At 35.7% G+C, this 13,153-nt stretch carries 9 protein-coding genes and 1 other annotated feature; of the genes, 2 read left to right on the top strand and 7 right to left on the bottom strand.

Going from position 1 to position 13,153, the window contains the following annotated elements; translation table 11 throughout:
* Positions 1–398: 398 nt before the first annotated feature.
* The 3 genes from ileS to V1503_RS12845 form a co-directional block, all read right to left on the bottom strand.
* Complete coding sequence (gene ileS, locus V1503_RS12855) at positions 399–3,488, bottom strand: isoleucine--tRNA ligase (protein WP_410627436.1); 3,090 nt, start codon at positions 3,486–3,488, stop codon at positions 399–401.
* A 294-nt stretch (positions 3,489–3,782) separates the two neighbouring features.
* Positions 3,783–4,019: a binding site (T-box leader), on the bottom strand.
* Positions 4,020–4,090: 71 nt separating this feature from the next.
* Complete coding sequence (clpP, locus tag V1503_RS12850; RefSeq protein ID WP_410627434.1) at positions 4,091–4,666, bottom strand: ATP-dependent Clp endopeptidase proteolytic subunit ClpP; 576 nt, start codon at positions 4,664–4,666, stop codon at positions 4,091–4,093.
* A 25-nt stretch (positions 4,667–4,691) separates the two neighbouring features.
* Positions 4,692–5,411, bottom strand: coding sequence for a sigma-70 family RNA polymerase sigma factor (locus V1503_RS12845; RefSeq protein WP_410627431.1), 720 nt, complete (start codon positions 5,409–5,411; stop codon positions 4,692–4,694).
* 344 nt (positions 5,412–5,755) lie between these two features.
* Between V1503_RS12845 and V1503_RS12840 the strand changes: the two genes are divergently transcribed.
* Entirely contained in the window at positions 5,756–7,138 is a 1,383-nt protein-coding gene (locus V1503_RS12840; RefSeq protein ID WP_410627429.1) for an alkaline phosphatase, read from the top strand.
* Positions 7,139–7,459: 321 nt separating this feature from the next.
* Here V1503_RS12840 and V1503_RS12835 read toward each other — a convergent pair whose 3' ends face one another.
* Both V1503_RS12835 and V1503_RS12830 read right to left on the bottom strand, forming a co-directional pair.
* A complete protein-coding gene (locus V1503_RS12835) occupies positions 7,460–10,039 on the bottom strand; it encodes a PEP/pyruvate-binding domain-containing protein (protein WP_410627427.1) in 2,580 nt (859 codons plus the stop codon).
* Entirely contained in the window at positions 10,032–10,715 is a 684-nt protein-coding gene (locus tag V1503_RS12830) for a TetR/AcrR family transcriptional regulator (protein ID WP_410627425.1), read from the bottom strand. The genes V1503_RS12835 and V1503_RS12830 overlap by 8 nt, the downstream gene beginning before the upstream one ends.
* A gap of 234 nt (positions 10,716–10,949) precedes the next feature.
* Between V1503_RS12830 and V1503_RS12825 the strand changes: the two genes are divergently transcribed.
* Entirely contained in the window at positions 10,950–11,645 is a 696-nt protein-coding gene (locus tag V1503_RS12825) for an SDR family NAD(P)-dependent oxidoreductase (RefSeq protein WP_410627423.1), read from the top strand.
* Between the two features lie 352 nt (positions 11,646–11,997).
* Here V1503_RS12825 and V1503_RS12820 read toward each other — a convergent pair whose 3' ends face one another.
* A complete protein-coding gene (locus V1503_RS12820; RefSeq protein ID WP_214481135.1) occupies positions 11,998–12,387 on the bottom strand; it encodes a MerR family transcriptional regulator in 390 nt (129 codons plus the stop codon).
* Between the two features lie 115 nt (positions 12,388–12,502).
* Positions 12,503–12,664: a hypothetical protein gene (locus tag V1503_RS12815; protein ID WP_410627420.1), complete on the bottom strand. Its 162-nt coding sequence runs from the start codon at positions 12,662–12,664 to the stop codon at positions 12,503–12,505.
* Between the last annotated feature and the right edge of the window lie 489 nt (positions 12,665–13,153).

Here is a 13,153-nt window from a genome sequence, read left to right as displayed (position 1 = left end):
GAACCATAAGATATTAGAAGATATTAACAAAGATCTATCCCATTCACTACATTTCTTATGGACTACGTTAAACAGCATAAATCAGGTGGCTAGTTTCTCCACCTGATCTTGTACTTTCAATAAATATGAGTGATTCAACCTTTAATCTAGGTATATATTGGCATCTTTTACTTAAGCTCTTCTCATAAAACTTTGCTTTTATTAACAAATTTGTACCATAAGAAGTGACTTTTCGTCATCATTTTACAGTCGAACAGATGCCACGAACATGAGTGATATTCGTGTTTAGTTCTTATGACGTAAAGCAACAATTAAAATGGAAATAGCCTTTTCCATCACACCTCTTAAGCTGTTCCGATTTTTAAAGATAGCAACAGATTTCATTTTAGCTACCTATTTTACTTAATAACAATTCGAACCGTATCGCTTCCTACCTTTACTTCTTCATAATTTGTTAACGATTCAACAAATTCAAGTTCGTTCACTAATAAATTCTCACGTAATAAATGTTCAAAGCTATTCACTGCTTGTAGCATTTCATCATCAAGCTGCAGTGAAATATCGATTCTTTTTTCAACAGGTAACAATAATTTCTTACGATATTCCTGAACTGCACGAATGAGCTCTCGAACTTTCCCTTCATGTAAAAGATCCGCTGTCAATTTTGTGTCCAGAAGAACCGTAACTGAAGGTCCTTCTGCCATTTGATATTCGCCAATTGTTGATTTTTCTACAATGATATCCTCTAAACTTACCTGAAACTTCTTATCATCAACTTCCACAGTAAGTTCTTCCGTTTCTAACAGAGCTGCCACTTTACTTGCTGATTGACTCTGAAGATACTGATGAATGTGACTGCTGTATTTGCCATATTTAGAGCCAGCTTTTTTAAAATTTAACTTTAAGGAATAATGAAAATATCGACTCTCATTACTCTCATTCATAATCACTTTAACATTTAATTCTTCTTTAATGATGTCAGTATGACTTTGTAACCATGTGAACTTCTCATCTTTGGTCATGATAATAAGCTGTTGAAGTGGCTGTTTCACTTTCAATCCTGCATTATTCCGAGCTTGCCTTCCGAGTTCTACAATTTGGCGTGTTGCATCCATTTCAAGTTCAAGCTGACGATTAATGATTGTATCATCCACTACAGGATAGTCGCTTAAGTGTACACTTTCTCCCGTCAAGTTCTCAAAAACATCATCGGCAACAAAAGGAGTGAACGGAGCTAACAATTGACTGCTTTTCGTTAGCACTTCATAAAGCGTCGCATATGCAGCTAGCTTATCATCGTCCATTCCCTCACGCCAAAAACGCTGGCGCGTTCTTCTTACATACCAATTGCTTACTTCATCCATAAAAGTATTTAATAACCTTGCAGCTAAAGTGAATTGGTAATCATCAACATACAACTTTACTCCTCGGATCGTACTATTTAAGCGAGATAATACCCAATGATCTAAGCTCGTATAATGAACATTTGTAAATAAATTAGGTGAGATTTGATCAATGCTTGCATATAAAGTATAAAAACTATGCACATTTACAAACGTGTCAACGAGCTTAGACTTAGCTTCAGCAACGACTGCTTTGGAAAAACGCTTCGAGTTCCAAGGAGCACTGTCTGCTATAAGCGCCCACCTTAACGCATCCGCACCAAATTCTTCAATTAATTCTAGTGGATCAAGAACATTCCCTTTACTTTTAGACATCTTTTGGCCGTTTTCATCGAGAATATGACCGAGTGAAAGTACTCTTTTATACGGAGCTTTTCCTGTGAATAATGTCGAGATTGCTAACAAACTATAAAACCAACCTCTAGTTTGATCAATACCTTCAGCAATAACATCAGCAGGAAATTGATCTTTAAACAATTCTCCGTTCTCAAATGGGTAGTGGTGTTGGGCAAATGGCATTGAGCCACTGTCAAACCATACATCCACTACCTCTGGAGTACGGTTCATATTGCCCCCACAGCTTCGACATTCAACCTTCACATCGTCAACATAAGGTTTATGCAGTTCCAAATCTTTATCAACATGCTCTACACTGTTCGCTTGCAACTCCTGAATGCTTTTTGGGACAAATTGTTGATCGCACTGTTCACATGTCCAAATGTTTAGAGGTGTTCCCCAATATCGATTTCTACTTATATTCCAATCAACAACATTTTCTAAAAATTTACCGAACCTTCCGTGCTTCACATGTTCTGGGTGCCATGTCACCTGTTCGTTATTGCTAAGTAAGCGATCCTTCACAGCAGTCATTTTAATGAACCAGCTATCTGTCGCATAGTACAGTAACGGTGAGTCACACCTCCAACAAAAAGGATAGCTATGCTCATATTTTTGCTTATGAAACAAAAGATTGTTTGCTGCTAAATATTTGATGATATCTACATCACAATCTTTCACAAACCTCCCTGCAAACATCGGAAGGTCATCTGTGTAACGACCTGATTCATTGACTACATTGACGAAGCTTAACTCATATTGTTGTGCAGCGCGATAATCATCTTCTCCATATGCTGGTGCAATATGGACGACACCCGTTCCGTTACTATCAGTTACAAAATCCGCCTCAATAACAATATGACCCTTCTCTACAGGGATGTTGTCAAATGGAGCGTCATACGCTATTCCTACTAGCTCATCCCCCTTCATTCGTGAAAGAAGTTGATAATTTTCTTGTAGTACATTTTCAGCTAATGCTTCTGCTACGTAATACACCTCTTTACCTTTTTTAGCTTTTACATAGGTTATTTGAGGATTAATAGCTAAAGCAACATTTGCAGGAAGCGTCCAAGGTGTTGTCGTCCAACCAAGAAGATATTCATGTTCACGATCTTTGATAGGAAATTTAACAGTTACACTTAAATCCTTTACATCTTTATATCCTTGTGCAACTTCATGGGAGCTTAACGATGTTTGGCAACTAGGACAATATGGTGACACACGATGTCCTTTATATAAAAGTCCTTGCTCATGAATCGTTCCAAGAATATGCCATACACTTTCGATATAACTATTTTCTAATGTCACATACGGGTCCTCTACATCCACCCAATAGCCAATTAGCTCTGTAAAGGTGCTCCATTGTTGTTCATAAGCAAACACACTTTCTTTACACTTGTTTATAAATTTTTCGATCCCATATTTTTCGATATCATGCTTACCCGATATTCCTAATTGCTTTTCAACACCTAATTCTACAGGTAAACCATGTGTATCCCATCCTGCTTTGCGTAACACTTTATATCCAGCCATCGTTTTATAACGTGCGACTAAATCTTTAATAACACGACCTAACACGTGCCCTGCATGGGGTAAGCCATTTGCAGTGGGCGGTCCTTCGTAAAATACAAAGCTTGTGCTTTCTTCTCTATTGCTAATTGATTGTTTAAATGTATCCTCTTTTTTCCAACGTTGTTGGACTCTCTTTTCTCTATCGCTTGCTTGTTCTTTCACATCAACCTTTCTCACAGTACCACTCCTTTTAATTTTAGCTGTTTCGTATTATTGTTTTCGTTTTGAAAGTTTCATGGCAACTTCATACCATGAATAACTGTTGTAATTTAATAAGGCTGTTTTCACATTGATTGTTGCTTTTCGTTCTTAGATATATAGGACCTATACTTCTAGAGTTCGTACCATCTTATCTACTTCATACTGTCCATATTTAGTAAAAATAACAACAAAGCTTATGACAAGAGCCTTTAATAAACGTAACAATGGATACGAAAAGAGCTTAAAAGCACACAAAAAACCCCATCCCTATAAAGGGACGGGGTATCCGCGGTACCACCCTTTTTCTATCGACGCCGGTCAATAGCACTTAGCAACGTACAATCATACGTGTTCCTATTAACGGGGGAAATCCGTTCAAGCTTACTTCATTCAGCTTGACTTCTCGGAGATGATTGTTCAACTAAAGTCCGAACGCTAGCTTTCAGCACCTACTAGCTCTCTGGAGGACGGATCATTTAGTTTACTTGTTCTCGTCATCAAATTTTGTGTGCTTTTATTAAAAAGTATATTAATGGATATTTATTTTGGTGTCAAGAAATTTCTCATACACTTGCTGATTAGTTAATGATGTCATCAATAAGCCCATATTCCTTTGCTTCTTTTGCACTCATGAAATTGTCTCTATCTGTATCTCTAGACACCTTATCGAGTGATTGCCCTGTCCGATCAGCAATGATTTGATTAATATGTGATCGAAGCTTGACAATTCGGTTAGCTGAAATTTCTATATCTGTCGCTTGACCTTTAGCACCTCCTAAAGGCTGATGAATCATAATTTCACTATTTGGAAGCGCATAACGTTTCCCTTTTGTTCCACCAAGTAAAAGCATTGCACCAAAGGATGCCGCCATACCAGTGCATATCGTTCGTACATCAGGTTGGATATATTGCATCGTATCAAAAATCGCAAAACCTGCTGAAGTCGAACCTCCTGGACTGTTAATATAGAGTGAAATATCTTTCTCTTCATCATTAGCTTGTAAAAATAATAGCTGTGCTACTACACTTTGAGCCATATGGTCATTAATTTCTTCACTAACCATAATAATACGATCCTTCAAAAGCCTTGAGTATATATCATAGGAACGCTCTCCACGACTTGTTTGTTCAATGACATAAGGTATTGTACTCATTTCTTTCCTCCATCATCATATTTATCTAAGCTGCCATAGAAATTATGCCAGCCCGAGAGGATATTGGACGTATCAACTTACTATTACATACTGGCTTTTCACTATCACTACTTAGAGAATCAATACTTGGAATCACGCGGATAAGTATTTCAGGATCTTGCATTTTTAATGACAAATAAAGTGAAGTGATTAACTGTTCTTGTTCTTGCTCTGGCCACAAGCAATGAACTGGTGACAATGGATCATCAAGTGAAATGTTTTTTATCCGCTTTTTTCCACGATGAAGTATACTTTTAACAGCCGTTTCTGTCGTTGTTAAAATATTTGCAATTTCAGTAATTTGATATTGAAATGCTTCCTTTAAAATAAAAACGACTGCTTGCTTTGGTGTTAATTTTGACACTAATTTTTGGATGATATCTAAAGAATGCTCTAAGTGATCAACGTCAGTAACAATCGTTTCTGGAGTAGATTCAATTGTTTCTCGCTGTCTTTTTCGACAACTATCAATCCATTGGTGATAAGCTATTTTATTTAACAATGCGGAATTCATATCAGGCAAATCCTTATACCGCTGTAGTGCCTTGAGCAATGTTTCTTGTACAAGGTCATCCCCATCCCAACTATTTTGAGAAAGAAAATGACAGTATTTTGTTAGCTTTTGATAATGCTTTTCTAATTCATTTAATGACAAGGCTGCATGTTGATCGTCCAAGTTCGTGCAAGATTTAGCATTTGTGTACACATCTACTCCTCCTTTTTGCACCTCTCAATATATAAAACGAATAACGATAAAAAAAAGATACGGGTGATAAAATTTTTTCATGCCTTTTTTTTAAACAAACTTAAAAGCAAGATCATGAATTAGAAGTCTTTACTAACAACATCACAGTTAATCAAAGGTCATCCTTCTAGCTTAGTATTCTCTTTTAAAGTACGTTTCACCATTAGTCATTATTCGGTCAATAACATCCCATTATTTTACCGATTTACATTTTATTTACTAAATGTTAGTAATTTATCAATACCTCTTTTACATTTTTCTCTTAAACTATTATATGATCAAACATATAGGGAGGAAATAATGTTATGAAAAAATGGCATTGGAAGAAGTCACTGTTACCTGTGGCACTTGTTAGTACATTAACAGTAAGCAGTATCGGCCTTTTGCATGGTGAAGAAAAAGTTGTTAATGCAGCCTCATCAAAAAATGGCAAAGTAAAGAATGTGATCTTTATGGTCGGTGACGGAATGGGTGTTCCTTATATGACAGCTCTTCGTTATATGAATGATAATCCAGACACGATAAAATATGAAGAAACAGCTTTCGATCCATACTTAGTGGGATTACAAACTACATACCCAGACGATCATGAAGAAAATGTTGTTGATTCTGCTGCAGCGGCAACTGCAATGTCTGGTGGAGTAAAAACATATAATGGCGCTATTGCTGTAGATAACGATAAATCAGATGTAAAAACAATTCTTGAGCAAGCAAAAGAAGATGGTATGGCAACAGGTTTAGTAGCTACATCACAAATCAATCACGCAACACCTGCTGCATATGCTGCTCACGATGATTCTAGAAAGAATTACGATCAAATCGCTGATGATTATTATGATGACCTCATTAACGGAGAGCATAAAGTGGACGTATTACTTGGAGGCGGTACATCATACTTTGAACGCGAAGACCGCAATTTAACTAAGTTATTCCAAAAGGATGGATATAGTTATGTTACAACACGTGATGAATTGTTAAAAGATAAAAACGACCAAATTCTAGGTTTATTTGCTCCAAAAGGTATGGACAAAATGATTGACCGTACTGCTGACATTCCTTCTTTACAAGATATGACAAAAGCAGCAATTGACCGCTTAAGAAAGGATAAAGACGGCTTTTTCCTAATGATAGAAGGCAGTCAAATAGATTGGGCGGGTCACGATAATGATATCGTCGCAGCGATGAGCGAAATGCAAGATTTTGAAAATGCCTTTAAAGAAGTGATTGAGTTTGCGAAAAAAGATGGTGACACACTTGTTGTTGTGACAGCTGACCATTCAACTGGAGGATTCTCTATCGGCGCTAACGGTGTTTATAATTTCTTCGTTGAACCGATCAAAGCATTTAAGAAAACGCCTGATTTCATTGCTAATGAAATTGTTGAAGGATTAGAGGTAGAAAAAGCCCTAAGTAAGTACATCGATTTAGAATTAACTAAAGAAGAAATACATGCTGTAAAAGATGCTGCTAAAGCTGAAGAAGATACATTGACTGTTATTGACAATGCTATCGAAGCTATCGTAAATACTCGTTCTCTATCTGGCTGGACGACAAGTGGACATACTGGTGAAGAAGTACCAGTATATGCATATGGTCCTCAAAAGGAACTATTTGCAGGCTTCATTGACAATACAGACCACGGAAAAATCATTGCAGAATTATTAGAAGTTAAGAACAAGAAAAAGTAGGTTTTAAGAGGGTGCTATCATTTGATGGTACCCTCTATCTTATATTTATGTGAAAATTTTGAGCGCTTGTGGTCTTCAAAATGAAGCAATTAGTCAGGCTTACTCACCCTTCCACCATTTGTCTGTTCGATATTTCCACAGCAGTGGTTGCTACTCTAAGAAATAAAAACTTGTAAAAATGGCGTTTCGTCTTACTTTTTTAAAGCGATGACAATGGCAGAGAACCCCAATTGGTCTTGTGATTTCTTACAAACAGCCGCAAAGTTACGATAATAACGTTCATGTAAAATATGAACCTAGCAAAACAAATTAAATTCAAAGTTAATGAGTCATATCTTGTTGTTTTAATATTTCAACCGTACCAGTCTCACCGTTAATTCTAACCATTTGTCCATCCTTCAATGTTGCTGTTGCAGAAGGTATACCGACAACAGCAGGAATGCCATATTCTCTTGCTACAATTCCACCGTGACTAACAGGACCACCATACTCCATGATTAGCCCTTTTGCAGTCATGAATAACGGTGTCCAAGCAGGGTTCGTACTTTCAGTAACAAGAATCTCCCCTTCTAATAACTCAGCTTTATTCGGGTCAAAAATAACCCTTACTTTACCCTCATAAATACCTGCTGATAAAGGAACACCTTGAAGAATTTTGCTATGGGGATCAACATTTTGAGCTGAATAATATGTTTCTCCAGTATTTAATACAATGCGAGGGATCGTTGTTCTAGCAAACTCCCTTTTATATACCTCTTTGTTCGTTAGAATGGTAAGCCTTAATTGCTCCCTACTTCTTATATCCTGCGTCCTTAAAAAAAAGACATCTTCTTGATCTTCAATTAATCCTTGCTGTTCATACAACTGACCTACTTCTAACATAACCTCTCTCGCAAGTGCCAACATTCTGACGATATCAAACTTTGGATACTCTCTCATTCCAGCAGCTATTCGATAATCAATGATCATCTTTCTCATTTTCCTAGCTCTTCTTTTGCCTTTTAATACTTTAATTCTCTCATATATTTCATTAATTAACTGATCTGCTTTTTGCGCATTCCCATGAACTTCCTCAATGTTCCGATTGTACATTTGATCTACCATGTATGATTTTATTAAGTTCATGATATATGCTGGATCCTCCGACCATCTCTTCACACCAAAATCTAATTCAATCGTACTTCTGTGTCCAAATTCCTTTAACAACTGTCGCACTTTAGGGTGATTTTTTGTTGGTTCTATCCCCTCTTCATCAAAGTACTTTGCCAAATAATTAAGTTCCATACCTAATTCAACAGTTATACAATTTGGGAATGATTTTGTTAGCGGAACGATATCAAAATCATCACCTAACATTTTCGAGAGCTTTTTACTAATTTTTGAGAAATTAGCAAATTCCACACAATATAAGGCTTGCTTCTGAGATAATATGAATGCGTTGACAAGTGTATCCTTAATAAAATCCAACTTCTCTTCAACAGTTTGGAGAGAACATGCGAGCTTCATATGTTCTTCTACTACAGCATGACCTATCTTCTTCATCTGTCCATATCTGTCTTCGGAAGCGATTTTATTAGCTTCAACATATGGCTTAACCATACTAATAGCATATTTAATGATGCCCCAAGGTATTTTAAATTTGATTCCTTGGTTAGTAAACTGTTTTCCATGACGTTTTAATACAGCATTCATCGTACCTTCGAGTGGGAGATCGTTTCCCGCAAAAGCTTTCGCAAATTGCTTTCCAACAAATTTATTTGCTAATAAATAAGTGATATCAGCAAATATTCTTCCACCAGCCTCTTTTACAAATCCACCATCCAATGGCTTATTGCGACTTGTCATCACGTTTACGATCGTCGGAACCATATGCCCAAACAGCTCAAATCCTAACGGTGTAAAAGGCTCCTTCATTCCTAGCATAACTGTACTTACTGATAAATATGCTCTAAGTTTTTTATCTTGAATAAAACTGTCTATCGGGAATAATGAAGTGATGTCTCTTGATTGAACAATATATAATTCATCGTTATGATCTATAGCAAACTCAATGTCTTGAGGTTTACTAAAGTATGCCTCAAGCTTAATAGCTTCTTTCACAATCGATTCGATGTGCAGATTTTCCAATGAACTACCGTTCTTTAAACCGTCCCTTATTGGTACATATTCAATCCCATCTTCACCATATTGACACAAGCGTTCTTTTGAAGATAGTTCTTCTATCAGTACCTTTCCATTCGACTTCGCTACCGTATACTGATCTGGATTCACTTCACCACTTACAATCGCTTCCCCAAGCCCATAAGATCCATTAATGTATATCTCATTTCTATTCCCTGTAATTGGGTTTGCTGTAAATACAATACCGGATAACTTAGAATTGATCATCTCTTGAATGACGACACTATGAGTAAAATCTGACGTAACATCATACTTAGTTCTATAATCAATTGCTCTTTCATTCCAGAGGGACTGCCAACATAATAGAACTTTGTCAATGATATCTTTTCGTGTTACGTTTAAATACGTGCTATATTGCCCAGCAAAACTCATTCCAGGTAAATCTTCAACAGTTGAACTACTTCTAACAGCTACACGTTTACTAGCGATTTTAGTCAATTGATCTTCAATGTGCTTTTGTAATTCTATTGAAAACAACTCTTTAGTGAATAATGATTTTATAGTCAAGGATTTCTCTTTCGTTGACGTCTCTTCATTTAAAATCCTGCTAATTTTTTCTCCTATGAAATTTTTTTGAATATATGAATTATAAGCATCTGAAGTAATAACAAAGCCATTTGGTACATTTAAGCCTTGATTATACATTTTGCTCAAATTGTACCCTTTGCCGCCAACAGCTTGAAAATCTTCCTCTCCTATTTCATAAAACCATCTAATCATCAAATTCCTCCTTATGCTCAAGCCGCTTTCTAGATTGCTGAACGTATTGAAGGGCTACTTCTTTAACTTGAATCATATTACTAGAAACACCTAATTCACGATTGATAAGATCTTCATTAAAAGCTAACAACATTTCAAATTCTTCATATGCTTCGACATCGGTAGAAAAAATAAGCTTTCTACATATTGAAACTACTCTAATCATTTCTCTAGACCATAATCCAGCCAACATTTTTGGGTGTTTAACATGAAAGACTCCTTCTCGAACACCTTGCAAAATGAGCTGTGTATATAATTCCGTCGTCATTACTTCAAATTGACTAGCAAAATTTTTTAGAATGATATGATTTCCATTAAATGAAAAGATTTTTCTCATTTTTGGCCATTCAGGAATTTTGCTAAGCTTGTATTCAATCAGCTGTGTAAAAATATGATTCCATAATTCAATAGTTGAACGTTGTTGATGTTGAAGAAGCTTCTCATAATCAGTTTTTAATTCATCTATATAACGCGAGGTGATTGCTTCGAGAATTTCATCTTTCGATTTGAAATGATGATAAAATCCCCCTTTGGAACTGCCAGCTAAATTAATAATTTCTGATACTGTTGCTTTTTCAAACCCTTTTTCCGCAAACAAATCAAACGCTGCTTGTATAATCTTATCTTTTAACTCCAACTTATTAGCCTCCTTTTCCAAACAAACCGACCGACGGTCTGTTAAATGTATCTTACAATAAATTGCAAGTTCAGTCAAAGAAAATACCCTTATTGTGTATGATTAATACTCTTAAAGATAATAGCTGTTGTTAACACTATTTAAATTTTCAGAATAAATTGACTTTTTAGATGATGTGTAATATACTATCATTCACATAAGGATTCCGGAATTTATGAAAAAAGGGGAACGGATATGCAAAATATAAATGGGAAAGTTGTCATTATAACTGGTGCTGGGAGCGGTTTAGGGAAAGAAACTGCCATTGCCTTTGCTAAATGTGGAGCTAATGTAGTCATTTGTGGACGGGAGTATGCTAAGCTTGAAGAGGTTGAGCGCTACATCACAAGTCAGTATAATGTTAAAGTTCTGCCTATCCGTGCAGATGTTTCATCTCAATCTGATGTTAGAATGCTTGTACAGGCAGCTACGGCTAAGTTCGAACGGATTGATATATTAATAAATAACGCGGCTGTATTTGAACAATATCACATTTTTGAAAGCCCCTTGGATTCATGGGAGTACCAAATAACGAATAATGCTACAAGTGTATTCTTAATGATAAGAGAATGTTTACCAGTTATGAGAAGCCAAAAGTCAGGACAGATCATCAACATTACTTCAGGCCTAGCGAAGGAAGGTGCTGCTGGTTTTGGTGCCTATGCTGCAAGCAAGGCGGCCATTGAAGCATTATCCTATACTGTAGATGATGAAGAACATAAAAATGGCATTACGTCACACGTTTTTAACCCTGGTGCGATGAAAACGAATTTGGTAACAACAGGTGATGACCCTGCAAATATCGCACCCTATTTAGTTAAACTAGCACAATGGCAATCTTCTAGTGAAAAGAAAGTACTGCAAGTTGACCATATCCAGAAAGCGGAATAACTTTTATTATGTAACTTTAACCGTTTTCACCAAGGTTTTATACATTTAACCTTGGGGACATCATTAGCTGGACGTTTAAAATTTAACATTTGTATATGATTTTAATATCGGTATGAAAAGATCATTAGCTAAAAACAACAGGCCTGCTCCCTGTTGTTTTTTCATGTGGTTGATTTCGTATTCATTGTTGCTTTTCGTAATTAGAACTAAATACGATTATAACTAATGTTCGAGGCAGCTTTTCTTCTGTACAACGAAAACTAACAAATTAAACGTCGCTTTATGGTAATAGTTTGGTAACAATAGCAACAAAGTTTAGAAAGAAGACTTTCATTTAAATTGAATCCTTCTCTTATTTTGGTTTAGTAGCAACGGAGCCTAGATGTTTCATACTAACCATTTTCTTATATGAGTTAATTTTGTCTTCAAGCATCTTTTCCGTGTCAACCAAGGTTTTCACTTGATTTTGAATCTCACTCCTATGTTCTTCAAGCAGTTGTAAGCGAGCGATTGTTGTATGCTCTCCTTCAATATACAATTGTGCGTATTCTCTAATTTTTGCAATTGGCATTTGTGTCTGTTTTAGTTTCATCACAAATCGAAGCCAATTAAGATGTGCATCACTATACATTCTATCTTTATTCTTGTTGCGATCTGGTTCTATGATTTTCTCTTTTTCATAATACCGTAATGTATGAGTACTGACTCCTAATATTTTAGCGACCTCACTGATTGTATACATGACATCCCATCCCCCCTATTCTTATATTACCTCGGACAGCGTAATGCTCACAAATAATTAAGATGTTAATGTATGAGTGTTATCGGTCAAATGACTAAACGGTATAAAAACTGTTCTACTCAGAATCATCTTTAATTTTACCCTTTCTTAAGGTAAAATAAATTTCCAAAGCGACTAATAAAACTAAGCCAACAATAATATACTTTACCTCTTGATTGAGATGACCGATCGTCAAGGCCATAGAAACGATAATGATTTTGATAAATTCACTGCTCACTTGCTACTCCTGTTCTCTTAGTTGCTTGAAATACTAAATTTTATATAGTAGTAAATGTTCATTGTAGTTAACAATTTATCCTTATTTTACTTCATAAAGTATTACTATTTTATATGAACAGCTAGTGATTTTACTTTTATATTTAATCGTATGATCAATTACACTTTGGATTGACGTTGAATACTTCAAAAGTTTATCTAAGTTATTGAATGCTAAATTTTAACTTTTATTTCCTCTTATAACAATTCAATTATCATATGTAAGACGCATAAAATGACAATTCGTTACACCATTTTGACTGTACTATTTTTAAAGAAGGCTGTTGGCGCATTGGGTGCTATTCTCTAAGCACACATATATCTAGCTTTCGTGGTAACTTGCTATTTCAATTATTAAGCTCTCATAAAACTCATCATACGAGCCATTTTTAGTAAAAATAGTAACAAACCTTACGAAAAGAGCCTTTTTTACATTTCAATACCATCATTA

The organism is Nanhaiella sioensis (genome assembly GCF_046557775.1).
Taxonomy (GTDB): Bacteria; Bacillota; Bacilli; order Bacillales; family SM2101; genus Nanhaiella; species Nanhaiella sioensis.
This window is presented reverse-complemented; position numbering and strand designations above follow the sequence as displayed.